This is a genomic window from Vibrio jasicida 090810c (assembly GCF_002887615.1).
GTDB lineage: Bacteria > Pseudomonadota > Gammaproteobacteria > Enterobacterales > Vibrionaceae > Vibrio > Vibrio jasicida.
The window spans coordinates 446,808-472,557 of record NZ_CP025793.1 but is presented as its reverse complement, the minus strand read 5'-3'; the positions used below and the strand labels follow the sequence as shown (position 1 = coordinate 472,557).

The following is a 25,750-nucleotide window of genomic DNA, read 5'->3' as shown; positions in this document are numbered from 1 at the left end:
CCAGAAAGAAGCGCGCGTACAAACAAAGGCTTTTATCAGGGAGAGAGCGGTACCCAAACAACGAAAGGAATGCACAATGTTAAAACGTATTTTGGTTACAACCACGGTTATGTTTGCCACTTTTTCATTTTTAATGCCAGCGCAAGCCCATGAACACGGAATGATGAAAGAAGATATTGTTGATGTCGCCGTTGCAAATGGCTCCTTCAACACCTTGGTGGCAGCAGTCAAAGCCGCAGGCTTAGTAGACACGCTTAAAGGAGAAGGCCCATTTACGGTGTTTGCACCGACTGACGAAGCATTTGCTAAGCTTCCAGATGGCACGATTGATATGTTGCTGATGCCAGATAACAAAGACAAGCTGGTCGCGATTCTTACTTACCATGTGGTTCCGGGCAAAGTGATGGCCGCAGACGTAGTGAAAATGGATAAAGCGACGACAGTCCAAGGGCAAGACGTGATGATCAAAACTATGGGCGATAAAGTGATGATCAATAACGCTACCGTGATTGCTACCGACGTCAAAGCAAAGAATGGCGTGATTCATGTAATTGATGAAGTCATCATGCCGAAATAAAATCAACAAGGAGGGCGGGTTCACCCGCCCCTTTCAAGGATATGGAAAACATCAAACTTTCGAAGCACGACATTCAAGCGATGGAGCAACGCCAACGCACCCGATTGATAAACTCTCTAGCGGGATACAAAAGCGCTAACCTCATCGGCACAAGAGATAGACAGGGGCAAGAGAACCTTGCCGTGGTGAGCTCGGTGGTTCATTTGGGTTCGCATCCACCTCTATTCGGCTTTATCGTTCGTCCACGTAAAAGTCGCCGTCACACGCTAGAAAACATCCTCGATACCAAGCATTTCACCATCAACGCTATCGGCGTAGACTTTGTGCAAAAAGCCCATCAAACCTCCGCGCGCTACCCAAAGCATATCTCAGAGTTCGAAGCAGTAGGCCTGACACCTTATTATGATGATGCGTTTCCTGCGCCTTTTGTCCTTGAAAGTAACCTCAAGATGGGCCTAGCTTTGAAAGAACACATCAAGATTGAAAGCAATCAAACTGAAATGTTGATTGGTGAAGTGTTAATGGTGCACGCACCGGAAAGAGCGATCATGCCAGACGGTTACCTTGATTTGGAACTGCTCGACTTGGTGACCATTTCTGGGCTAGACAGCTACCACGTGACACAGCGACTGCATCGGTTAAGTTATGCCAAACCTGACTCTCGTCTGTTCCCCTTAACAAGAGAGGGAGAACCTTCGTCTTGGGGAGCGCTTGAAGTCGATTTGGACTAACTCCTCATACTCAAGAACTAAATACAAAAATGGCAGTTTTCTCTGTCCAAGCCGTGTTCACCAGCCCGGTTGGTAAGGTGGGCGCGTCCTGCTTCCAACCCCATTTCATAGCCTTCGAGCAAGACAGATTGACGCATAGACAATCGCTGAACGTTGAATTCATCTGGCGGAGCAACTACGCGAACACGCGTTCCTTCGGGAGGATTGCGAATGAACTCAAGCGACTCATTGTAGTTCTCTGAGCGATGAAGCATAGCCTCTGCCATTTGTGGATGTTCAGCGAACAGCTTCTTCATTAACCAAGGCGTCTTCACTGGCTTTTTCTCATAAGCCAAAGGATGTGAAAGAACAACCGTGATATCACGAGCACCGCGACGATAGGCTTCTCGTACAGGAATGGAATCCGCCACACCACCATCGGTATAACAACCACCGGAGAAGCACGGGGTATGTTTGTAAGCAATAGGTAGAGCAGTTGTTGCTTCCATCGCGTTGTGGAAGTTATGACGATTCACTCGGTAGTAATCCGCTTTACCTGTATTTACGTTTGTCGTTGCCGCTAAGAAAGGAATACCTTCAAACAGTTTTGCTTCATCGACTGGGTACAAACGATTTGACTCTTCAAACAACCATTTCACGTCGATCAAATCCCCACCTTTCAAAAAGCGGGTAGGATCGAAAAAGCGTTTGCTCGTCGCCAACTTGGTGATGACGTTAATACTACGGTGCGGATAATCAGTGAGATAGCCGATCAAGTTTGAAGCCCCGGCTGATACGCCAATCGCAAAATCAAATGGTTTGTAGTCTTGTTCTAAGAATGCATCTAATACGCCGCTGGCAAAGACGCCACGCATTGCACCACCTTCGACTACGATTGCTTTTGTTGCCATGTTTCCCCCAATAAAGACGTTAAAAAGATTACTGAAATTCGTGCTACAGCAACAATCGGTTATTCTTATTATTGAGATAGGCGAAGTCTATGTGTTTCTTGCACTTTAAGTGGAAACTTAGGATCAAAAAATCCACATCAACCAAAGCGTTGATGTGGATTTGCAGTCGTTCAATCAGAGATTACGCAAAGACGGTTTTATAGGCTTCGGCAGCACCTTCAATAAACATCTGTGTGCCAATCACAGCAAGGATCAATCCCATCATTTTGGTGATCACATTCAGGGCGCTTGGACCAACGGCTTTCACTAACTTGTCACCAAACAAAAACAGGACATAAGTCATCACACAAAGGACTGCGAATGAAGCAATGGTAATGATGGTTTCGGTGATTCCACCCGTTGTTGCAAAGTTCATCGCCGTCGCAAGTGTTCCTGGCCCCGCCAGTATCGGCATTGCTAATGGTGAAACGGCAATGCTCAACGCGGCTTGTTCTTGCTCCGGTGAATAAGCCTTTTCCTTGGTCTTCTTATGTGTCGATTCCCCTTGCAACATGTGGAAGCCAATAAGGAATACTAAGATACCGCCAGTAATGCGCAGTGCGTAAAGGGTAATACCAAATAGGTCGAAGATGACTTTGCCAGCAATAGCGAACACTGCAACGATAACAAAGGCGATAAACACAGAGCGAAACGCAATTGAGCGCACGGTTTGCTTGTCTTCGTCCGCGGTCAGGCTTAAGAAGATAGGGATGTTAGCGATCGGGTTCATGATGGCAAAAAAGCCCATGAATACAGTGACAGTATGAAGTATCAGTTCTTTCATGTTTTCTACATTTGGTAAGTTATTGATTATTAAAAATCATTATATACCCAACTTTATAAATAACGTCACTTTATGTTCGCTGCACTTTCCAAGCGCCTCACCTTTTGCTCGTCGCCACAGTTTGAAGCGCATCCTGGTTTACGCTCAATATAAATAGCGTTATGGTGAAGATTCAGCCAATACTAAGAACAAACTAAGGAAGTTGATTGATCATGAACAGTACGATTGAAACCATTCTCGGTCATCGCTCTATTCGTAAGTTCACCTCTGAGCCTATTGCAAGTGAACAACTACAAACGATTCTCCAATCCGGATTAGCCGCCTCTTCTTCTAGCATGCTGCAAGTGGTCTCTATCATTAGAGTGACAGACGCAGAAAAGCGCAAACTGCTAGCACAATACGCTGGCAATCAGGCTTACGTTGAAAGTGCTGCAGAATTTTTGGTGTTTTGCATTGATTACCAGCGTCACACAACCATCAACCCAGACGTTCAAGCCGACTTTACTGAGCTGACCCTAATTGGTGCTGTGGATTCCGGCATCATGGCGCAAAACTGTTTGTTAGCTGCGGAGTCTATGGGGTTAGGTGGCGTATACATTGGTGGCTTAAGAAATAGTGCTGCGCAAGTCGATGAGCTACTCGGTTTACCTAACAACGCCGCTATCCTGTTTGGTATGTGTTTGGGCCACCCTGATCAAAACCCAGAAGTAAAACCACGCTTGCCCGTTAACGTTATTGTCCACGAAAACCAATACCAAACGCTGAACGTAGACGATGTACAAGCTTACGATCAAACCATGCAAGAGTACTACGCGAGCCGCACAAGCAATCAAAAGCAGAGTGCATGGTCACAAGAAACAGCCGGAAAGCTGTCTGGAGAATCTCGCCCTCATATACTGCCATATTTGAACGATAAGGGATTAGCAAAGCGTTAAACACCCCATATTTCCGTACCAGGTGATTTTGACTCCAACTTAAGGTGTGGCTTAGCGTCACACCTTTATAAATAGCTCAATCTTTTCAGTGACATCGGCCACACGCGTCTTTATCCTCAACTAAATATGTAATTAGTTGTAGTGCAAGTATTATGTCAGTTGCTTTAGATACCAAATCTCTGGTCGTGGAATACGACCCTCAATCTATTGAATCTTTACGCCAAGCCGTAAGACACTATCGAGAAGCCCTCCTGCAAGAAAATGCCTTTGATAACTATCATTGTCATGTTCGCTTCCAAGTAAATAGCGGGAGTGACGATCAAATTGGTTCATTGGTTGAAAATAAAATTGCTCAAGAAGTGTTTGCTTACGTTGGCTACTCGTACAAAAGCGATATTCAACCAACTCAGTTGTTAAACAGCACCTATTTAACCAGTGAAGGCGCGTTTTTTCTTCGAGCATGTCAACATCAAGCACTAGAGTCTGAATTAGAGGAAACGGCTAAATTGATTTGCCACCTCGCTAGACAATTTAATGACTCTAGTGAGATGTGGGTATCTGAAGAGCAAGTATTTGGGTTGTTACCACTTTTGATTGTAGGGCTCACGTTTCCTCGCTTGGCTTTTTATCTTGGCGGTTACACCATCCCATATTGGGACAGTGAGCACGCTCCCCACGGTGAGTTTGCACTAGGAGTTCTGACAAACCATTTGGGTTATACCCACGATACACTGAAAGCATTTTGCTACTGTGATAACAGTGCTGCTCGAGGATACATGTTTGATGATTCTAAACATGAAAGTGCAAGCGACCTAACGACTCGTAGCCAAGTCACTGGATTGCTTAAAATCTTCCGCGAAAAGCCTCACGAGTTCGAAGTATTTCGATCTTTGATGAAGCAACGCTTCGCTGATCAAGACTACCTACAATATACAGATGACTCTCGCTACTATGTTGAACGCCCAGTAGACCGATTCATCTATTCCATCATGTCGCCCATTCATGGCATTGATATCGATGATCATGAAGTAGATTACCACGCGGTGATAATGAGCAACTTTATTGACTCATCAGCAGAACAAGCAGCGATGGCACTTACCAGTGAGATCGAAGCATATCTGGGTCGTCCAATTGTTCCACCCAAAGTCATCGAAAATGAAGACGACTACTACCGTGATCACTACTATTATCGAGGCACTGGTATTGCGCAATGGAAGTCATTCATTACCGAAGGTTTTAATGAAGGGAAAACAATTTGGCATTACATCGAGAGTGGGGAAGATGCACAAGTCCTAGATGTGATTGAACCGTGTAACATTCAAATCGCGGCGAGAAAAGGTAACTTCGATATCTCCGAGAAATTCGAATATTACCTCGGCCGCTATGACTCTTATCACGAAGAGATGATGACCATTGCCGGTGACATCCTATACGATTGGCACAATGAAGACTTGGATGACGCAGCGATAGCGGAAAACAATCAAAAAATCTTGCGCTTGTTTGACGTATTACATTGTTGGAACAACAAAGCGTCCTTTCATGCCGATGTGGCTCATGGGCTTGTCCACGACTTTGAGCTCATAAGTGAAGAGGATTTCACCCAACGTTATAACGGTGATTGGAAGGCGCAATTTCTAAACTATGTCAAAGAATGTGGTGCATACCGAGACAATATTCGCCAGAAAGAGACCCAGCTTGCCCATGAGTTATTGAACAAACATCGAGAAGAGGCAACTGATCTTCTCGAACAATTGGCTGACGCGTTTGATGACGAGTTTAGCTTAGCCAGTCAACTGGCCTTCTGTGCTGGCATGCTTTACTACGATAATAAGCACGGTATCAACGACAGGGCAACAGAAGCATTTGAGGACAAACTTGCCTCAAGCCTAAAGTCAGAGCTTCTTCTCACCTTGAGTGAAAACAGTCGATTCCATTGTATTGAGACTGCCGAGAAACGTTGGCGATACGTTCCTCTCACAGAGGAAGAGGAGTCCCAAGCAAAACAAGATTGGAAGATCGTCGATGCATTTCTAAGCAATGAAAGCGATGATTTCGATGTCACGCTAAAATCTTTTAAAGGAAATATCGAACAGCTCAGTGACAGCAGACAAATCAACAAAAATCAGCCTTACTATGAGTTTCTGCGTGACTTTGACGACAAAGCCCAGAAGCTATTAGTCGCCGCTCATGTTTGGGGCTCACTACAAAATACTCCTGAGCAAATCTATTGCCATCGCTTACTTTTGCTCTGGTTGACATCAGCTCCGGCGAAAGTCACTCGCATGCTATCTTATTTTTATTGCGATCGTTATGGAAAGTTAAGCGATCAATCACACTCATTTGTCGATGACTTAAAATACCATTCAGAGATCGATAAGCTGACTGGGCGCTTGGAATTACTATTGTCTCAAATCGATCGTAGGGACGATGATGAAATCAGTTTGATGGACATGTATTTCGATCAGTTCGAAGCGCAGCAACAAACAGAACAAAGCAAACAATGCGTTCGATCAGCACTAAAACAACTCCGTCCGGATGCTGAGCTGCGCTTCTTCGAGCTGCTGGAGCAACGAAGACCAAATCTCAAAACCAGTTACTATGATGAAGCGCTCTTAGACTCTATTCGCTACACCGTAAGTGAACAAATGGGACGTCGTAACCCTAATGGTTACACCATCACCACAGAGCAATCCGAAACAGTAGAGTGGATCACTGCTCAGATCGCCCAAACGACATTGCTCAACTCAGAGCAATTACAAACGTTACTGGATACACTAACAACTAGCTTCATCAGTGATTTTGATACCTGTTACGGAATTCCTAGTATTGATGAACTGTATTGGAAAGCCTCACCGCACATCCAAGATAACCTCTTGCGATTATTTGCTCTTAATCCTAGTCTAGGGTTGAAGCAGCTTGAGAATGAGCGAGTGCTTTCTCTAACTGAATTATGTCAACAACTGTATGAACGCGATGCGCAACTGATCGTCTTACTCAAGTATACAATTAAGCAGCATTGGGTCGATGCGATGCCTTGGTTTGCCAAACAAACCGAACTAAAGCGCTATACAGATCAATTGGAGATAAGCCAACTACTTAAGTTTATTGAGTTGGTCGCTAACCTCCCAGAGTTCACAACACTCATCAGTGAATATGCGCAGCACGCATCGTTGAAAGTCCAGCAGCTTGTAGCAGATATACAAGCTGGAAAATATCGTCATGCTGCGCTTTCTCCTTTTGAGTTGCTCGATTGGGGCATTTACCATATTCCAGAAGATGATGACCCAAGCGAATTAATAAAACAAACCACCCTAGTTCGTGCGGAAGATCAACGTTGTTTTGGACTTCGTATCGGCTATTTCCCAGAAGATGATGACGACAAGGACGGTTATGAACCTGAAGTCGCCCTAACAGTTCGCATCGATCACCCATACAGAGCTTCAATTGGAGGTTACTCACATGAATATGAGTCTTCGATTCAGCTGAATCACTCCAACTGTTTGACTTGGAACCTAGGCGAAAAAAGTTCTAACTCTACCGGCGTCTATCGATATCGAATTTATCATCCAAATGGCGACTTGCTTGCGGACAAAGTGTTCCATGTCGTCGATGATAGCCCTAGGCAAATGGCGCTACTGGAAGAAGCTCAACAAAAAGCACCATTTGAAAGCTCTCATATTGGTTCGATCAGCCTTAATCAGGGGCTCCTCGATTTTGTGGATGCGAAAACGAAGCCGTACGGAATGATCTTTGGTTGTAAGTTGCCAGAAAAGCCGATGCCCGTTCACTGTCATACAAAAGACAACCAATTGGAACTCGCTGAAATACACGTCACTCCTGCCGAACCGACACAGTGGTTCTATGCTTCAAACCCAACTTATGCTTTTATGGAACAACGCGTGAAAAACCGAGTGCTTCTCGTTGGTAGTACAAGCACCATAACCGAGACTCAATCAAAAAAATCGCTATGGAAAAATGCGGTCAAACAGAGCTCCCCCGTAGCTCTCATTCAACCAGATGAAACAAAAGCAAACAATGTTGCTGCAATTTATCTCGATAAGTGTGGAGCGAAGGTGTTTTATGGTTTTGATGAGAAAGACAACTTATGTCGTATCTCGGTAACGAACGTTAAATATGGTTTGGCTCGGCGCTTCTTCATCCGTGTCATGAACCGTATTGCGAAAAAAATAATGAAAGATGGTGGCGAGTTTATGCCTCATTAAAAAAGCAAGCCCCACGCGCATCGCGGGGCTTGCTTGATATGGTTTGTTCTACGATTGCTTCTTCCATTGAATAAAAGTGAGCGCACTCAGTAATAAGAAGAAAGCAGGGTCACTCCACCCAAAGCCAACAAACACGCCTGTAATGCCAGCATAAGTGGTGATCACAACGCCTAAAAAATTCGTGGTCAACAGCGCTTTGAACAGTTGCTTGGCTGTAGTGCTAGGTTCCACATCACGTAACATCAAACTGACCGCAGCAATCCCACCTAAAAAGATCGACGTATGCTGCGATAAAAACAGCGCGTACTGGTCGTTAATTTGTACGCCATACATCGGCCACATCATGGTCGGAACAAAAAACAGCGCAAACGCAAATACCGTATATATGACACCATGAACGGTTAGAAAAGTGCGGTTAGTCATAATGTTACTCTCCGATTGGGCCTTGGTTGATGATGCTCAGCGGCATATTGATATCAAATATCTGGCCTCTTACTTCTTCTACACCCATCTGTTTCAAACGAGCAGTGTGCATTTCGAGGTAAGCTTGCGCCGTGGCTTCATCTTCAAAAAGATAGATACCACCACCGAGTTTGTCTTTTTCGCTTTCCGTCCAAATTTTCCAAATCATGCCCGGCTCTTGGTTAATTGATTTCGCTAAATCGATCAGAGCATTCGACATCTCTTCACCAAATGGGCCATGAAATTCAAAATCAACTTGCAGTAATTTCGCCATCTTGAGTCTCCTCTTATTATTGACTCGCTTTCGATGAAAAGATTATTGCCTTTATAAAACTGACAAGAAAGTTCATAATTTTGCCATTACCTGTCGAAAAAACTGACCAATGAGACTCAAAACAACCCTAGAGCAATGGCAAACACTACAAGCAATTGAACAGGCAGGAAGTATTCAATCAGCCGCAGTAACGCTCAATAAAAGCCATACCACGCTTATCTATTCGGTGAAAAAGCTCGAAGAGCAGCTCGGCATTAAGTTGATAGAAGTGAAAGGCCGAAAAGCAGGGCTAACCGAACACGGTAAAACCATGCTTCGACGGGCTCAGTCAATGCTTGAGCAGGCTCGTGAACTTGAAATGATCAGTGAACAACTAAATAGCGGTGTAGAGTCGCAAATTACGGTAGCTATCGATCACCTGTGCGATCCAAGTTGGCTCTATACTCCACTTAGCGAATTTCTCACACAAAACAACACAACTTCAGTTCAAGTAGTAGAAACCTCTCTGAGTAAAACCACAGACATGGTAGTGAATGAATTAGCAGACATCGCGATCATCAACCTTCCCATTACTAACTACCCAGCAGAAGCGTTCGGTACGACCACGATGGTGCCAGTGATTTCGGCACATCATCCGCTTGCGCGAAAACCACAAGTGTCACTGGCAGACTTTGCTACCACCAGCCAGATTGTGGTGCGTGATCTAGGAGACTCTGATAAAGCGAAGCAAAATGTGGGCTGGCTGAGAGCGCGCCAGCGAATTACTGTCGATAATTTTGACCACGCTTTCAGAGCCGTAGAACAAAGTGTCGGGTTTTGTCGGTTACCTCAACATCTGGTCGAATATCGTCAGAACAACAAAATCAAAGTATTAGAATTAGAACACTCCAATCAGTATCAAGTGGCTTTGCACCTTACATTACCTAAAGGTGCGAAAAGTGGCCCCGCTGCCCTTGCGCTATACCAAGCTTTGCTAAAAAGCGCCGAATACCGAGCTTAATCCTCTTGACTCCAATCTTTTATTTTGTGACACCATTCTCTCGCAACGTATTGCATGACAAAGCTTGAGCACCTAATATCAGGGTGCTCAAGCCTAAAGCGCCCAACACTCGCGGAAAGAACTCAGTTCATGGCAATTCAACTTCCCTGCTCTCATTAGCAGGAACAATTTGTTTTTACCTTCTTTATAGCTTCTGTTAAGGCGAGTGTGGAAGAATAAGAAAGGTGAAAAATGCAATCTCACAACAGCTTCTCAATTAATCGAAACCAGCAAAAATCCGTGGCAAAAAAACGCTTGAAAGCGATCCGCCAAAATAATGAAGATACCTTAAAGCTGGTTAAGCAGTTTCATACTCAGCCAGAAAAGCTCACGCCAGAATCAGTCAAACTTTCGGATGTGCAACACGCCTTAGCAAGAGAGCTTGGTTTACCTAGTTGGAGCAAGTTAAAAGCGCACGTGGAAAAACTCGAATTCCATAAACGTGCCATTGATAATCAAGAAAAGCCACTCGATGCCGAGTTGACAACGCTGCATGTACGCTGCGGTCATGACATTCAGCAGCAACTAAAGACATGCGGTTTCGAAGGTGACTTCTTGCCCATGATTGATCCGTTGTGTATTGGTCCAATTCCCGATGATGACAACACGTTTCTTGCCCTAAGAGCACAATACGTTGTGGACCGATTGCTGCCTGTTATGGGGAGAAAAGACTCGGTGCAAGAGGTAGCGCAGTTTGAGCAAGACAATATCCATACCCTGCTCGACGTGCAGTATGAACGTATCGTTTTTTGGGTTGAACATGATGCCTACGATCAATTCATGCTACTTCGAGGGCTCTCTCTGCTAGAGGAAACCGAAGGCAACATCATTGAGATCATCGAATTCAATCAGTTTCCGGGAACCGAGCGCTTTATTGGGTTTGGGCAACTGCCCGCAGAAGCCATTCGCTCTTGCTGGCAACACCGAAAGCCTGTCTCTGCAAAACTATTAAGTCAAGCCGCGCGGTGTTGGCAAGCGTTAACATCCCCCACGCCGGATTCACTTTTGAATTTAATCAAACATCACGAGTTAGATTGCTTGCCAAACATCAAAACTGTATTAAAACGGCACCTTCAAGAATTGCCTCATTCAAGTTCAGGGTTGAGCCTCACACAAAGATTGGCATTGGAAACATTAGCTAAGCATAGCGTCCCAATTACAGTCAAAGATTGGTTTCAGCAGTACCTCACAAAGGAACCACTACCAACCTTGGGTGATGTGATGTTTTACGCTTTGCTATTACCACTCTCCCAATACGAAGAACCGCTGTTTACGATAAGTGAACTCGAGAAAAACTGGTGGGAACATCAAGTTAGTTTAAGTAAACAAGGTCAAGTATGCTTGAATGGTAAATGCCGAGCCACACAAAGTTACTGGGTTGGAGGCATCCGCAATCAAAGGCAAGACTTCTGGACATGGGATCACGAGCAACTGCCTACATTGCGTCGCTTAACCACAAATTAGAGATAAGAGTTAACAACAATAACCATTGAAAAACAGCGTCAGAATTGATTCAACGGTTTCCTTGCGCTGTTCTTCATTTGGTACAGCTTGATTCGCCACCAGTTGTGGCCACAAAAAGTTGCCCTTGAGCAAACACATCAGCATGCTACTCATCATTGCAGGATCAAGAGGTTTGAATTTTCCGTCTGCAATCGCCTCAGCAAACCAAGCTTGGAGAAGTTCATCTTGACGTTGAAGTTGATGAAGGTAGTTTTCGGCTAAATCCGGTGTACGCATAAACTCACTGATCACCATTTTAGCCAAAGGCAAACCAAAGTCTTCGTACATAGAATCCAGCTTAGAATACAAATAGTCACGAAGCTGAGATTCTATATCCACATCTTGTTTGTATGTGAGTTGCAAACGCGCTCTTTGTGTTTCAAGCACTGATTGGATCGACTCAATAAACAACACATCCTTACTTTCAAAATGGCGATATAAGGTTCGCTTTGATGTTGCTGCTCGCTCACACACTCTGTCCATATTCGCACTGCTATAACCGTGTTCAATGAACTCTTGTTGAGCTGCTTCAATCAGCGCTAAGCGTTTCTTTTCTGAAAGTTTCATGGTCCTAGATTCACCAACCTCATGTAAGTGGATGCAGAGTATAGCGCACAACAATCAAAAGTATACTTTGAAGTTTACTTTCTTAATTTTAGGAGTAAGATGCGCTCGCCGACGTTAAGATTCCACGAAAATACCAAACAATAATCACTCTTAACTCACGCTGTGGCGCTTCGTCCTTCTGATGAAGCTGTGATTTTCCGTGACACAAACTCCAGAGTCGATGCCCTTATTACAAGACCCCTGGTGTTGTTGTGATCGTCACGTTTAATGAAGTTACTTATGAAATTACGCTCCTTGCTTGTTGCCGCTTCCTGTCTATTCACTGGCGTGGCGAATGCTGACTCGATCTCACTGCCAATCTGGAAAGATAAAGCAGAAGCACTTGGCTATGACTTACCAAAACCCTTTGGCTTAAACCTAAGCTATATGAGTATGGAACAAGGCATCAATGTCGATTCTATTGCTCTAAGCGGACTGCATGGCTTAGAGAAAATGCTCAACATGGAAGCTGGTGCAGGCAAACAAGCCAGCGATGTGGTGACATTGCGCGGTGATGTTTGGCTGCTTCCATTCCTAAATGTGTATGGGTTGGTGGGTACACTGGATGGCTATTCAGAGACCAACGTAAAAGTCAGCGTCCTTGGCCAAAAAATTGGTGAATTTCCATTCCGCCTAGACCTCGAAGGGTACACCTACGGTGGTGGTTTTGTTCTTGCTGGCGGCTACGACCAACTATTTGCCCTTGTTGACGCAAGCTACACCCAAACAAATCTCAATGTGATCGACGGTGCAATTGACGCGATCGTCGTCTCTCCTCGTGTTGGCTTCGACTTCCACAAAAATGGAGTACCAGTTCGACTTTGGGTTGGTGCGATGTACCAAAACGTAGAACAAGAACTTTCAGGTACGTTGAAACAAGCCGGTATCAACCTCTCTGGTCGCTTCGACGTTAAACAGCATTTGGAGTCCGAATGGAACACCATCGCAGGCATGCAATACCAGATCAATGACGATTGGTACCTTTTAGGTGAAGCCGGCTTTGGTGATCGTGAAAGCATCTTCTTCTCTATAGATCGTCGTTTCTAAGGTAAAGAGAAGATGAAAGCTTCTTATTCCCTTGCAATTGCAGCACTGTTTTGCACACCACATGTTTTTGCTATGCAGCAAGATGAGAGCAGCTTGATGGATGACATCCTAACTAAGCTGGGTTCGAGCGAAACGGTGGATGAATCGAAGTTAATCGATTGGGGTGTATTACCGGGTCCATTCGTCAACCCAGAGCAAGGCTTCGGAATCGGGGTAGCCGCCGTTGGGTTGTACACACCATACGACTGGCAACAAGGCGATCCTTATTCAACCGTCACTGTCACTTCTTACGGTTCAACCTCAGGCTCTTATGGCTTGGGCTTGAACAATCGCACTTATCTAAACAGTGACAAAGTCCGCTTACTTGGTGAAGCGTGGATCAGCCATACACCCGGTTACTACTGGGGTATTGGCAGCCAAGCGGCTGATAATGATCGCAACAAAGTTCAGTACGAAGGACAACGCTTGCAACTGAGTCCCAAAATTGCAGTAGAAGTCGCACCCAATACCTACGCGAAATTGGGCTGGCAATGGCAATCATTCAATAAAGTTGATGGCGTGGATGGTGACATCCTACCTTCCGAAGTCACAGACGTCACCAGCAGTGGCGTATTAGTCGGAATGGAATACGATAATCGCGATTTCGAACCTAATCCCATGAAAGGGCAATTTCTCGATATCGAATGGGTTGCGAACAGAGATTCACTGGGCAGTGATGAAGACTACGACAATCTTATTGCTAACTACCGCCTTTACCAACAATGGTCTGACACGACGATTGTTGCGATGGAGGTATATTCACAATCTATTTTCGGTGATGCGCCTTGGTTCGATTACGCCCAACTGGGTGATGATCAACGCATGCGCGGGTACTACCAAGGGCAGTATCGCGACAAACATCAGCTTTCGACACAAGTAGAAATTCGCCACACCATTTCTGGTCGTCACGGTGTGGTCGGTTGGTTGGGTGCAGGTAACATTGCGCCAACCTACCACGATTTGTTTGCCGGCAGCTGGCTACCAACCGTCGGCGTTGGCTATCGATTCGCCTTTAAAGCACGCATTAATGTCCGTGTCGACCTTGGTATAGGTAAAGACAGCACCGGTTTTTATTTCCAAATCAATGAAGCATTCTAGGAGTTTGGTTTGAAGAAAGCAGCACTATTACTACTTAGCCTTTGTAGCGGGTTCGTCCAAGCACAAGCACTGAAAGCGCCCGTGGGCGTCAGGCCATGTTGCGCATTCGGAGTCGATCTCAAAGCTGAGTTAGGAAGCGTGCCAGTACCCTTCTTCTCCTTAGAAAATGTATTGTCTAGCAACGAAGTGGGTACTCACCACTACAATGACGGCAGTGAGTCTGTACCCGGCAGTCTGCTTGGATTAAATGAAGAAGCCAACGGTCTGATTTTTACCGAATTAGGCGGCTTTATTGATACGGCACACGTGCGGGACACCTCAGATTACACCTACTATCTGTTTCAGTTAAATCGACACTATTTAGGCAGAGCAGCACATTTAGATCTGCCTGAAGAATTGCGTGTTCGACGTATTCGTTGGTACGAGCATAAAAACAAACTCAGCGAGCAAGAAAACATCGAACGCAGCGCTCAAGCTGCAGCACTGACTGCTTTTCGTCTCGCACAATGGCATGAAATCGCTCAATGGTTTGGCATGGTATCGGTGAGTGGCTTTAAAGAGCTGGCCTCTGCGTTTTCCTCTGAAGATCTTTACTCGAATATGCTTGGTGCAAACCTAGCAAAACAGGTACTGCTCAGTAACCCAGACCTAACACCTAAAAGTTTTTCAAAAGCCATGGACAGCGCTTTCCAACAAGCATTAAAGGATCTGCAAGCACAACCTAAATCCGTGACAAAAGCAAAGATTCAACAACTAGACGGAGTATGGTGGGATAGTTCAAAACGCTTGCCAGATAAATGGGTAGTGAGATTCCGCGACTACCATATGGCGCTACAATTAACACCCAATTACTCCGGTGCGAACCATGAGCTTTCATTAGATGCTTACTTTGCCGATCAACAACCCATCGATCAGTGGATGAGCGTCGAACTAATAGCAAAAGACAAGGAAAAAGCATTTTCGTCATTGCCTAGCGCGCTAAAGTCACGCTCCACTTGGTCTCCAGCCGACTACCAAGCATTGTCGAACTTCGCTCAAAGCGTTGATGAAAAAACTCGCCCACCGTTAAAGCAATAACCTGGAAGCAAGGTGAATAAATGATGCTTAGTTATGCACTGAGCATCAAAAACCTCACCTTTATGCATACTGTTTTCTATTGACTGAAAATGTAAGAAATCATTTCTATCGGTTGTATATTCGATAAATTTGTTAAATTTAAAACTTTTCAACCATTCAGTTCGTTACTTGTTGGTTAAAATTCTATTTTTTAGAGTGACTCACTTCACATCTATTAACCATTCAGACGATTATTCTTTCGTATTTTCACACTCCACTGCTAATCTGCTCGCCGCCTTGAAGTGAACTTAAGGTGCATAACTATAAGGAGTATTCTCATGAATACCAAGAAACCGATGTCGCTCACCAGCCGCGTAATTTTGGGTATGGTAGCGGGTATCTTGACAGGATTTGCAATTCGCACACTTTTCGCCGACAACGGATTTGTCGACGCATACATTGTTAATGGATTATTCGAAGTTGGTGGACAGATCTTCGTTGCCAGCTTAAAAATGCTTGTCGTACCGCTAGTATTTGTTTCGCTAGTTTGTGGTACCAGCTCCCTAAAAGACCTATCTACATTGGGTCGCATGGGTGGTAAAACCCTTGCTTTCTACGTAGCAACAACCGCTATCGCAATCACACTTGCTTTAACCATGGGTACGCTATTCCAGCCAGGCGCTGGTGCAGACCTAACTGCAGCAAGTTCATTCAAATCAGCAGAAGCGCCATCTTTGGGTCAAGTGATCATTGATATGTTCCCGACTAACCCAATCAGCGCGATGGCAGAAGGTAAAACCCTGCAAGTTATCGTGTTTGCCGTACTATTCGGTATCGCGATCAGTGCAGCGGGTAAGCCAGGCGAGCGTATTGCCGCTTTCTTCTCTGATCTGAATGAGGTCATCATGAAGCTGGTTGCGATTTTGATGAACCTAGCGCCTTACGGTGTGTTCTTCCTAATGGCGAAGCTGTTTACCGGTCTTGGTCTAAGCGCAATCTTCAACCTTGCTGAATACTTTGTTGTACTAGCAGGTACGTTATTGCTGCACGGCCTTGTAACTTACAGCTTGATGCTAAAAGGCTTCACGGGTCTAAACCCAATTACGTTCCTACGTAAGATGGAAGACGCGATCATGTTTGCTTTCTCGACAGCATCATCGAACGCGACGATTCCAGTGACAATGGAAACGGCTAAGCACCGCATGGGTGTTGAGAACCGCGTATCATCGTTCACAGTACCGCTGGGTGCAACCGTGAACATGGATGGTACGGCGATCATGCAAGGTGTGGCGACAGCGTTCATCGCACAGGCATTCAATATCGACCTAACTATGGGCGACTACCTAATGGTTATCATGACGGCAACATTGGCGTCGATCGGTACCGCAGGTGTTCCTGGTGTTGGTCTAGTAATGCTAGCAATGGTATTAAACCAAGTAGGTCTACCACTAGAAGGTATTGCACTTATCATGGGTGTTGACCGTCTACTTGATATGATTCGTACCGCAGTAAACATCACCGGTGACAGTGCAGTGACTATCATTGTTGCTAAATCGGAAGGCGCATTGGATGAAGCTCGCTTCAACGATCCAAAAGCTGGGGTCGAAGAAGAAGAAGTACATCTAAAACGCGCGGAAGCTTAATTCCTTCCAAGCTAAATTATCCTGTCTAAATGAAAGCCCCGATGGAAACATCGGGGCTTTTGTTTTATTTGAGGAAGTTCAAGCTGCAACTTTAAGTGCGCTTCTGGCTAATGAATCAAGTTTATTTATCAGCCTCGTAAAAGACCACTTGATCACTGAGTAAGTTATAATGGAAAGATTAACAGCGGGGTTGCCAGACATTATGTTTATATGACCTAATATACCTTTAATACGTGAGGCATAGTTGTCTTTGAGACTAGATAATTTCGCTAATGTTCTTGCTAATACATCCCACATCGTTAATGTCGAGGAAAATCCTCCCTGCAAGATATGAGCAAATCCGGAATCTCTCAATAGAGTTAGTATTGCAGAAAATACTCTTTCAATCCAAGTCGTATTGAGAGTCGCTTCTTTTCTCCTCTCATAACTTAAGTTAACACGTTTGTTCAAAAAATCCGTTGAGCGTTGTTGTAGCTTTTCCCATTCTTCATGACTCGCTGTATTTATATACCCAGGGGTCCCTCGCTTCGGTAAAGTATGTGTAAAAAAGTAAACTCCTGAGCTTCCATCTAGTCGATATTCAGTACCTGAGTGAGTAAATGGCCACAACGGAATCATTGTCACTGGATCTGCGCCATGTGTACATCTATAAGATTTATCAACGTTCCTCAGAGCATAAGACTTGAGTCCAACCCTTGGGGCACCAAACGTATATAGATGAACGCAATACTTGTATTTCGCTTTAATCCAGTCAGCCGTAAGAGAAGCAATAGCTCCACCTAAACTATGCCCTACACAGTGCACGACTTTAGGAGCTTGTCTTCCTGAAAAAAAGTTAGTGAGTTGAGGTCTGAGACTGTTGAATAGATTAACAAAACCAGCATGTGCTGGCTGACCATTAGAAGATCCCTTCAAGCCAATATTACCATCAGCAAGCTTATCGCCTATATTGTCTTCAGTTCCTCTAAATGAAAGTACTAAATGATCGGAAAACTCACCTTTACCATACCCTATAACCATAAAGTCAGAAGTCATGCTACCAAGCCCAAGGAAACCTCCCGTTACTCCTTGAAAAACATCCCGGCGAGTATTAAATGAAAATGACCTAGCGATGTAAGGTTGTACTCTTTTGTTATCTTTGCCATAAGCTAAATATGGTATTTCAGCTATTCTTGATGCTAATCGTGGTGATAAAGACTTCATTACTTATTCCTCATATATTCCAGAATCAACATATCCAAACAATCGACACTGGCTATATACATAAGTATCGTCATCGCCATTTTCGGAATAAGAGAAAGCAAAGTAGTAAAGTTCATCAGTCACTTCACAATTTAAATCAATCATATTTTTTTTAGCAAAGTCATCAATCTCGTAACCATCAATAGATGACTCCCAAATAGTTATTTCTTCACCAGATTTCAAATATGTTTTCAGGAACACCAGTACATATTTTTGATCTAAAAAACTAGAGCTAGTAGGTTTAGTTTCTTGAACAGATTGAAATGAAAACCGACCTTGGTCATCAGTTCGTGCGATAAATTCTTGTATATCTCCTCGAACTCCAACTCTTAAAACGACTTCCTGATCATTCATCGGAGTGCCACTTTGCGTCAACACACCATGAATCTCTGGAGTGTACTGGTACACTTCTTTCCCAACCAAGCTACTGCTCCCTAAAAATAATAGAATTGATAAACTCAAAGATTGAATTAATTTCATAATGTCATACAGAATTAATTTACGTAGACATTAAACTTTTGAGAGAAAGCATTCGATAGGAAGTTCACTAGAATGCGAGCAACTTTTACTGAAAGGGAAATTGTTAGAATTAATATTTACACTCAAGCAGGTTTAAAGATAGGACTATTTTGTTTGAATATCGCCATCGGCAATTACACGACATAGTTCAGGCTGTTCGAAATCATATTATTTAGCCTTGGAGCGATACAGATTATATGAAGAATTGACGCCTACTCCGTCATCGAACTCAGCTTTTCTCTCGCTTGTTCTTCATGCTCGTCGGTAATGGCATTGCCGACTGAGTTCGCGGCTAGGGTAAGTGCTGCCATGTCATCGGTAAAGCCGACGCCTGCTAGTACGTCGGGCACCATATCAGTAGGGAGAACGAAGTAAGCCAACGCGCCACCTAAGATAGCCTTGTGGCGAACAGAGGTGTTGGAATCTGCCATCGCGAGCCATGATTTAATGCCCATAACAGCAATCTCTTCGCCTGCTTTCTTGACGGAATTTTTCATTTTACGCCAGAAGATTTTCTCATCTGGTGCTTGCATCGTTTGGTCTAAGACGTCATCGGACGCCGAATTTACAGACATGCTTGTGGTCATCGTGCCTCCTAAATTTATGACTGTGGCATAGATATTAAGACGATGAACCTGAACGTAGGATTAATAGCGAGAAATGATAATGAAGAAAGGAAACCAATTGGCTAGATAAAAAAATCCCCAAACCGAAGTCCGGGGATTATTGCTTTGGAAACCAAAAGCTCTGGGAAGCAAGCTTTAAAAGCAAAATGCCTTATTGAGCAATCTTCTCCAGTACACGCATCAGCATTTTGATACGTGGTTCAATAGACTCAAGCAACAAGTACTCTTGATCACTGTGGAAGCCTGCACCGATAGGCCCTAGACCATCCAAAGTTGGAACGCCAAGAATTGCAGTGTTGTTTGCATCAGAGCCACCACCTACTTCTTTCCAGTTGATGTCGATCGCCAGTTCACTTGCCGCTTCTTCAACTAGCATCATCAGGCTTTCTGTTTGTAGGCTTGGCACCATAGAAGGCTTATAAGCTTCACGAACCAATTCGATACTTACGCCATCAACGAATGGTGTTTCCAGCATGCCGTTTAGCCTGCTATCGACATCATCGTATTCTTCGTTGCTCCAGAAACGCACATCCACAATCGCTTCAGCATGTTCAGGGACGATGTTAGCGCCGTTACCACCAGAGACAATACCGACGTTCAACGTGGTACCAGATTCAAAGTTGGTCATTGCATTGACTGCCAAGATCCAGTTCGCCATCTCAGTGATTGCGCTGCGACCATTTTCTGGCTCGTTACCTGCGTGAGCAGCAACGCCATTAAAGGTCATTTTGTAGCGAGCCATGCCTTTACGCGCTTTCACTAAACCACCGTCTGCACGTGCTGCTTCTGCAACCAGTACATTCTTAGCGTTTTTCGCTACTGATTGAATCCAATCCACAGAGTCCAAAGATCCCGTTTCTTCATCTGGGTTCATGCAGATAACGATAGACAACTTATCCAACACCGCTTGGTCTAGGTTGCGCATCGAGTATACGATGTTCAGTAAACCAGATTTCATGTCCGAGACGCCCGGACCGTAGGCTTTCTCTGCATCTTGAGACATTGGGCGAAGCTCAGCGGTACCCACAGGGAACACGGTATCCATGTGACCAATCAACATCACGTCGATTTGCTCAGCTTCCGGCTTATTTCGAACTTCAAGACCAACACCGGCTCTGCCACAGTCGATGCGTTTTACGCTCCAACCTGACATCGCTTGGTACTTCTCTTCAAATTGAGAAGCGATGAACTCGATACCATCAGTGGTGTAAGTGCCACAATCCACATTGATTAGCGGACGTAGCTCTTCTAGATATTCATTTAGAGAGAATTGCATGACTCACTCCTAGACAAACAGATTCATCACCAGCATTGCACCAAACGCGTTCAATACTGAGATTGCAATCATAACTGGGATGTAACGACCTTCAGTACCGATAGGGCCCATGATACGACCCATGTACTGAACTTGAGAACCCATAAGGTAGATAGCAGGCGCTAGAATCGCAATGTGCGTGCCGTTAAGGATACCTTGGTCAAACAGCGTGATAACCACACCCACTGCACCGCCCATCGACATCCAAGCGCCGATAAGAACGGCTGCCGCTTCACCAGGAAGACCAAACACCGCCATGATTGGAGAGAACACAGTACCCATCAGATCCAGCGCGCCAGTGATTTGCAGCGCTTTGATGATAACGAATGCCATCAATACGTTAGGAACCGTAGAGGTAGTCGCAATCACCCAACCTTTCTTAGCACCTTCGACGAAGATATCCGTCACCATTGGTTTTTTCGCTTTAACGTCACCCATTATGCCGTCTCCTCTTTTAGGTTCTCTGATTTGTTTTGGTCTTGTTTGTCTTCTTTACCTTCCGTCATGTTTAGGTAGATACGGAACAGGTTCGCGCCGATGATCTTGAATGCAAACATCACAACAACCGCTAAACCAATTGAAGACGTTACCGCTAGAGAGCCGTCAGCCATCGTCAATGTGAACAGCACAGCACCTGATGAGAAGAAGTTCACGATGGTTGCACCCGCAGTGAACTGGAACATAGTAAATACGTCCGTTTCACGCTTAGTTAGATGACCTTCATCTTTTAGCTGACGCGTCATTGCTGCACCAGCATCAGTACTTTGTAGAGAAGCAATCAGAGCCAAACCAGAGTTACCAGGGATGCCCATTAATGGACGTAGAAGAGGAGTAAGAAGCTTACGAGCGGCTTCAAGTGCACCGTAGTGCTCAAGTACGTTGATCATACCTAATGCGAACATAACGGTTGGAATCAAAGTAAGTGCGAAAATGAAACCGTCACGAGCACCGCTACCGCCAGTACCGCGGAAAGAGGTAGTCGCAGCTTGTACCACGCCATCCGCACCTTCCGTTACGCCGTAAGCCACTTTACCGAAAGAGCCATTAAGCGTTGTAAAGTCGAATACACCGTACCATTCGTTGGATTGCATTAAACCAGAGAAGAACACAACCGCAAACGCGAGTGCGATGTAACACCCAATCGTTACCTTGCGTTCAGCATGAACAGGGCTTGTCATAAATTCACCTATATATGTGGAACAGAACACATAGATGATCCCTTGAATAATGTGCTAGAGAGATGATCAAAATCAATCCGTTTGCCGAACAATCATCTCACTCAGTTATGAAGTTTTATTTTATGATTTGAATCACATTTAAAAGATAATAAATATTTATGACCAAGATAAGGTAGATTTATCTAACATCCGTACGAATCAAACGTTTAACAAAGTATGTTTAACTTTTGAGCAAAATTGTATTTAACCACACCTTCGACGTGCTTCATGTTTTGTTGCTTATTTGGTGTTTTCTGACCAAAAACTAACAAAAGCCCAATGAAATTTAATTTAGGGTTGTGCGGTCATATATAGAGTTTCACCTAGGATTTGCCTTTTGCTTCGATCACAATCTAACATCGCTCGCTGGACACTTGCCCTCGTAGCTTGGGTGATCGTGATCTGTTTAAGTAAAAATGCGGGCCTCTATCAATCTTGCCCTCTCATAGCGGATCAAGTCACGGCTGAACACGCTACTGCGCAACAACAAAAGAGCGAGAAAGGCCTAACGAAACAGTGTGAACTATCTGAAAAGTTGATTCAGGTTTCACAAAACCATCTGGATAGCTTCATTGTTCCCTTATTTCTGTTTACGTTGATCTTACTCTCTATCTGTGGTGGTGAACGTAACGCTTTCCGTCATCATACTGAGCCGATACCCGAAAAAGTTCGGGTGCACCTAAAACTGTGTGTGTTTAGAGAATAAAACCCGATTGTTAGGGCCTATTGCCCCCAAATTAATTGTTTTATTTTTAATCACTTCACTAACAAAACAGTGAAGACCGATAGTTTTAGGAAAGATCATGAAATTCACACGCACCTTTTTAACGGTAGCACTTACGGTAGTGCCAATGTTTTCACAAGCAGCAGAAAAAACCACTCAAGAGAAACTGGATGACATTACGCAGATACTGCAAGAAAACCCGCAAGTCCTCGACTCTTTGCATCAAAACTTACAAGAGTACGTCGCCTACCAAAAATCATTCAGCTCTACGCTTGAAGAAGTGCGCACTTACTTGAACGATGGCAAGCACTCGTATTTCGGGGCGGAGAATCCAGAACTGACTATCATCAATGTGACTGATTACAGCTGTCCTTTCTGTAAGCGTCTTGAAGGCGAGTTGGTGAAGGTAGAGAAAGCATACCCGCAAATAAAAGTACTGAACATGACGGTATCGTTCAAAGAACAGTACGAGAAGAACGGTTACAACTCAGCAAGCTACGCATTGAACGTATGGCAAAACCAACATGACAAATACAAGCAAGTACATGACTTATTGGTGAAAAAACCGGGACCACACGATGCAAGTTCGCTGCAAAAAATCGCTAAGAAAACAGGCACCGAAGCACAGCTTGTTGACGACAAAGAGACCAAAGCGCTGTTGGATAAGAACTACGAGTACTTCACTCGCCTAGGTCTACGTGGCACACCAGCAATCATCATTAATGACCAAGTCATTCCGGGTTATGTACCTTTCGAAGAGCTTGAGAAAGTCATCGACCAAGAGCTAAAGAAATAAATAGCGATTGATACCGATAGCTATTGAAGTAGCTAAGTAAGAATCGAAAATAACAAAGCCCTTCCCTGAGTCGTCAAGGAAGGGCTTTTCTTTATCATAAGAGCACGAGGCTAAATAGCAATTGGACGACTATTTGAGTTGGCTCCCAAAACTTGGCTCATTGTTTAAGTAACTCATTGGCGTGGTCCCCGTCTTTTGGCGGAAAAAGTAAATGAATGCGCTGTCACTTGAAAACTCCAACCGATGCGCAACATCCGATAGCCTCATGCCACTGGATAACAGCTCAATCGCCCCCAGCAGACGCCATTGCTGACGCCAACTTTGGTACGGCATCCCCGTCTCACGATTAAAGATCCTCGTTATCGTCTTTTCACTCGCCCCAACCCATTGGCTTAACTTAGCCAAAGAAGGCGCTGTAAACGCTTCATCATCGATTTTCGCGATCCACGACTGTAATCGATAATCTTTGGGTAACGGCAATTGTAAATAGACATCTTCAGAATCGTTAAGCTCTTCTATAAATAAATTCAGGGTATTGACCTGTTCACTTTCAGGTTTATCAAATGGCCAGAAAGACATCCTTTCGATCAAGATTCTCATCAGAGGCGTCACATCGAAAATTCGAATCTTCCGCGGCAAACGCTCTGTCAATGACGGGTCAAAATAGAGAGAACGGTATTGTGCCACATTCGTAGACTGAGCGTTGTGTGATACCCCTTTAGGAATCCATGCTGCTCTCATAGGTGGCAACACATACTTGACGTCCTCAAGCGTTATCGTCATGCAACCATGTTGTGATGAAAGTAACTGGTCTTTCGCATGGAAATGAATACCTGAATCATGATCCGATACCTCGACAGCGACGCCAATGACCAATCCATTGTGTTCATCAGCACAAAAATGATCACCTTTCGAAAGTAATGCCATTGAAATCAACCTGTCCTTATTTCGATATTTTATGTTTGATTCTCATTATAAACCCAAAGCATGGCACAGATATACTTTGCTGCATCACGTAAACCAAGAAACGTGAAACACGTAATCGAATGTCGTTCACTCAACATCAAACTAAATGTTCAAACGACGCTCAGCAATAGAGGTATTTTTGAGAACTTAACAATGAATAAATTAATAGAAAAAGTGTCCATTCCGTTGGCTGTTGTGCTCTTAATGTTTCCACAGATCATCGAGACAATGTACAGCCCTGCACTGACTTCCGTGAAAAGTACGTTTGGCGTCAGTAGCAATGAAGCCGCACAAGCGATGTCCATTTTCTTTGTCGCTTTTACGTTTGGTGTGGTTTTTTGGGGAAGAATGTGTGACGTCATAGGTCGAAGAGTATCAACGATACTAGGGCTTATCGTCTTTATTATTGCAGCCATTTTTACCATGCTCGCACCAACATTCAATTTGCTGCTAACCGGTTTTGGTTGCTGCGCTTTTGGAGCGGCGGTTGGTTCTGTCTGCACGCAAACCATCATTCGTGATGGCTATCATGGTAAAGAGCTCAGTCACGTTTTTTCGATTGTTGGAACATCGATCGGCATTAGCCCTGTGATCGGAATGTTGGCTGGCAGTTGGCTAACATCATTCGGCGGATACCAATGGGTTTTCATCGCCATGGTCGTGTTCATCATTACACTGTTGGTTTGGTCGTTGTTCAAATTGCCGGAGACAAAGCCAGCACACACCAAAAAAGATAGCCTGTTATCCGTCGGTATAAAGATGCTGACCGATACGCACATCTGGTACATCACACTCATGGTAGGGTTGTTTAACATTGCGCTGTTTTCTTATTACAGCATCGCACCATTTATGTTTGAAAAACTGGGCGCAAGCGTTAACTTTTTCGGCAATACAGGGTTCATACTCGCACTGGGTTCTGTATTAGGCTCTGTCATCAATATGAAGTTAATACGCATGCATTTAAGTCACGAAAAGATTGTGATGTTTGCATCGTGGCTACTTTTGATTGGCGGATTTGGTGTATTCATCATGCAAGAGTCAGTTTGGTTTTTCATCCCTGTGGTATTGGTTTCCCTATCATTTGGACTAGCTATTCCAAACCTCTTAAGCGGCGCGTTAACTCACTATCGCGATCACTTAGGGAGTGCAGGAGCACTATTAGGCTTGTTCTATTATCTGGTCATCGGATTTGGCCTTCACAGAGCAGCTGAGTTTGGTGATTTGGCGATGACTTTAATCGGCTGTGCTGGCATTGCTTGTGTCATATCCATCATCAAATATCTTGTTGGACTGATTACTTTCAAAACCTCTGATATTGAGTTTTAAATACGACTATCTAGGAAGAAAAACCTGTTAGCACTCACGCAGCCCCTTCCCACATTCAAGTGAGAAGGGGCTG

General features: G+C 44.3%; 25 protein-coding genes. 13 read left to right on the top strand and 12 right to left on the bottom strand.

Annotation, left to right across the window (positions count from 1 at the left end; all coding sequences use genetic code 11):
- Positions 1–76 precede the first annotated feature (76 nt).
- Both C1S73_RS19730 and C1S73_RS19725 read left to right on the top strand, forming a co-directional pair.
- Positions 77–577 carry a fasciclin domain-containing protein gene (locus C1S73_RS19730; RefSeq protein ID WP_038869015.1) on the top strand — a complete coding sequence of 167 codons (501 nt, stop codon included), beginning with the start codon at positions 77–79 and terminating at the stop codon, positions 575–577.
- A 41-nt stretch (positions 578–618) separates the two neighbouring features.
- Positions 619–1,308, top strand: a complete 690-nt coding sequence (locus tag C1S73_RS19725; protein ID WP_038869013.1) for a flavin reductase family protein — start codon at positions 619–621, stop codon at positions 1,306–1,308.
- Between the two features lie 17 nt (positions 1,309–1,325).
- Here the strand turns inward: C1S73_RS19725 and C1S73_RS19720 are convergent, their stop codons facing one another.
- Entirely contained in the window at positions 1,326–2,198 is an 873-nt protein-coding gene (locus C1S73_RS19720; protein ID WP_038869010.1) for a patatin-like phospholipase family protein, read from the bottom strand.
- Between the two features lie 181 nt (positions 2,199–2,379).
- Positions 2,380–3,021, bottom strand: a complete 642-nt coding sequence (locus tag C1S73_RS19715) for a MarC family protein (RefSeq protein ID WP_005437917.1) — start codon at positions 3,019–3,021, stop codon at positions 2,380–2,382.
- A gap of 212 nt (positions 3,022–3,233) precedes the next feature.
- Here C1S73_RS19715 and nfsA point away from each other — a divergent pair, with 212 nt between their 5' ends.
- Positions 3,234–3,956 carry an oxygen-insensitive NADPH nitroreductase gene (gene nfsA / locus C1S73_RS19710; protein WP_038869008.1) on the top strand — a complete coding sequence of 241 codons (723 nt, stop codon included), beginning with the start codon at positions 3,234–3,236 and terminating at the stop codon, positions 3,954–3,956.
- Between the two features lie 152 nt (positions 3,957–4,108).
- Positions 4,109–8,179, top strand: coding sequence for a hypothetical protein (locus tag C1S73_RS19705; RefSeq protein ID WP_038869007.1), 4,071 nt, complete (start codon positions 4,109–4,111; stop codon positions 8,177–8,179).
- 48 nt (positions 8,180–8,227) lie between these two features.
- Here C1S73_RS19705 and C1S73_RS19700 read toward each other — a convergent pair whose 3' ends face one another.
- Together C1S73_RS19700 and C1S73_RS19695 are read right to left on the bottom strand one after the other, a co-directional pair.
- Entirely contained in the window at positions 8,228–8,602 is a 375-nt protein-coding gene (locus C1S73_RS19700; RefSeq protein ID WP_038869005.1) for a hypothetical protein, read from the bottom strand.
- Between the two features lie 4 nt (positions 8,603–8,606).
- Positions 8,607–8,915: a monooxygenase gene (locus C1S73_RS19695; RefSeq protein WP_038869002.1), complete on the bottom strand. Its 309-nt coding sequence runs from the start codon at positions 8,913–8,915 to the stop codon at positions 8,607–8,609.
- A 109-nt stretch (positions 8,916–9,024) separates the two neighbouring features.
- Between C1S73_RS19695 and C1S73_RS19690 the strand changes: the two genes are divergently transcribed.
- Together C1S73_RS19690 and C1S73_RS19685 are read left to right on the top strand one after the other, a co-directional pair.
- Positions 9,025–9,915 carry a LysR family transcriptional regulator gene (locus C1S73_RS19690; RefSeq protein WP_038869000.1) on the top strand — a complete coding sequence of 297 codons (891 nt, stop codon included), beginning with the start codon at positions 9,025–9,027 and terminating at the stop codon, positions 9,913–9,915.
- A gap of 231 nt (positions 9,916–10,146) precedes the next feature.
- Positions 10,147–11,418 (top strand): DUF1835 domain-containing protein, encoded by a 1,272-nt coding sequence (locus C1S73_RS19685; protein WP_038868997.1) that lies wholly within the window; start codon positions 10,147–10,149, stop codon positions 11,416–11,418.
- A gap of 9 nt (positions 11,419–11,427) precedes the next feature.
- Here C1S73_RS19685 and C1S73_RS19680 read toward each other — a convergent pair whose 3' ends face one another.
- Positions 11,428–12,024: a TetR/AcrR family transcriptional regulator gene (locus C1S73_RS19680; protein WP_038868996.1), complete on the bottom strand. Its 597-nt coding sequence runs from the start codon at positions 12,022–12,024 to the stop codon at positions 11,428–11,430.
- Between the two features lie 279 nt (positions 12,025–12,303).
- Between C1S73_RS19680 and C1S73_RS19675 the strand changes: the two genes are divergently transcribed.
- The 4 genes from C1S73_RS19675 (at position 12,304) to C1S73_RS19660 (ending at position 16,946) form a co-directional block, all read left to right on the top strand.
- Positions 12,304–13,110, top strand: a complete 807-nt coding sequence (locus tag C1S73_RS19675) for a hypothetical protein (RefSeq protein WP_038868995.1) — start codon at positions 12,304–12,306, stop codon at positions 13,108–13,110.
- Positions 13,111–13,122: 12 nt separating this feature from the next.
- Complete coding sequence (locus C1S73_RS19670; RefSeq protein ID WP_038868993.1) at positions 13,123–14,247, top strand: BamA/TamA family outer membrane protein; 1,125 nt, start codon at positions 13,123–13,125, stop codon at positions 14,245–14,247.
- 9 nt (positions 14,248–14,256) lie between these two features.
- Positions 14,257–15,324: a DUF4056 domain-containing protein gene (locus C1S73_RS19665; protein ID WP_038868991.1), complete on the top strand. Its 1,068-nt coding sequence runs from the start codon at positions 14,257–14,259 to the stop codon at positions 15,322–15,324.
- 317 nt (positions 15,325–15,641) lie between these two features.
- Positions 15,642–16,946, top strand: a complete 1,305-nt coding sequence (locus C1S73_RS19660) for a dicarboxylate/amino acid:cation symporter (RefSeq protein WP_038868990.1) — start codon at positions 15,642–15,644, stop codon at positions 16,944–16,946.
- Positions 16,947–17,024: 78 nt separating this feature from the next.
- On the opposite strand, the gene C1S73_RS19655 is transcribed toward C1S73_RS19660, so the two are convergent.
- The 6 genes from C1S73_RS19655 to C1S73_RS19630 all read right to left on the bottom strand — a co-directional run bounded on the left by C1S73_RS19655 (position 17,025) and on the right by C1S73_RS19630 (position 21,826).
- Positions 17,025–18,149 carry a lipase family protein gene (locus tag C1S73_RS19655; RefSeq protein WP_038868987.1) on the bottom strand — a complete coding sequence of 375 codons (1,125 nt, stop codon included), beginning with the start codon at positions 18,147–18,149 and terminating at the stop codon, positions 17,025–17,027.
- Positions 18,150–18,152: 3 nt separating this feature from the next.
- Positions 18,153–18,668 (bottom strand): DUF6795 domain-containing protein, encoded by a 516-nt coding sequence (locus C1S73_RS19650; protein ID WP_045421636.1) that lies wholly within the window; start codon positions 18,666–18,668, stop codon positions 18,153–18,155.
- A gap of 251 nt (positions 18,669–18,919) precedes the next feature.
- Positions 18,920–19,294 carry a YkvA family protein gene (locus C1S73_RS19645; RefSeq protein WP_038868985.1) on the bottom strand — a complete coding sequence of 125 codons (375 nt, stop codon included), beginning with the start codon at positions 19,292–19,294 and terminating at the stop codon, positions 18,920–18,922.
- Between the two features lie 190 nt (positions 19,295–19,484).
- Positions 19,485–20,609: a M20 family metallopeptidase gene (locus tag C1S73_RS19640; protein ID WP_038868984.1), complete on the bottom strand. Its 1,125-nt coding sequence runs from the start codon at positions 20,607–20,609 to the stop codon at positions 19,485–19,487.
- Between the two features lie 9 nt (positions 20,610–20,618).
- Positions 20,619–21,086 (bottom strand): YjiG family protein, encoded by a 468-nt coding sequence (locus C1S73_RS19635; protein WP_005374849.1) that lies wholly within the window; start codon positions 21,084–21,086, stop codon positions 20,619–20,621.
- Complete coding sequence (locus tag C1S73_RS19630) at positions 21,086–21,826, bottom strand: nucleoside recognition domain-containing protein (RefSeq protein ID WP_038868982.1); 741 nt, start codon at positions 21,824–21,826, stop codon at positions 21,086–21,088. Before C1S73_RS19630 ends, C1S73_RS19635 begins: the two co-directional genes overlap by 1 nt.
- Positions 21,827–22,202: 376 nt before the next feature.
- Between C1S73_RS19630 and C1S73_RS19625 the strand changes: the two genes are divergently transcribed.
- Together C1S73_RS19625 and C1S73_RS19620 are read left to right on the top strand one after the other, a co-directional pair.
- Entirely contained in the window at positions 22,203–22,571 is a 369-nt protein-coding gene (locus C1S73_RS19625) for a hypothetical protein (protein WP_038868980.1), read from the top strand.
- 97 nt (positions 22,572–22,668) lie between these two features.
- A complete protein-coding gene (locus C1S73_RS19620) occupies positions 22,669–23,385 on the top strand; it encodes a DsbA family protein (RefSeq protein WP_038868978.1) in 717 nt (238 codons plus the stop codon).
- Positions 23,386–23,514: 129 nt separating this feature from the next.
- On the opposite strand, the gene C1S73_RS19615 is transcribed toward C1S73_RS19620, so the two are convergent.
- Entirely contained in the window at positions 23,515–24,312 is a 798-nt protein-coding gene (locus tag C1S73_RS19615) for an AraC family transcriptional regulator (protein ID WP_038868977.1), read from the bottom strand.
- A gap of 192 nt (positions 24,313–24,504) precedes the next feature.
- Here C1S73_RS19615 and C1S73_RS19610 point away from each other — a divergent pair, with 192 nt between their 5' ends.
- Entirely contained in the window at positions 24,505–25,677 is a 1,173-nt protein-coding gene (locus tag C1S73_RS19610; RefSeq protein ID WP_038869177.1) for an MFS transporter, read from the top strand.
- The last annotated feature ends 73 nt before the right edge of the window (positions 25,678–25,750 follow it).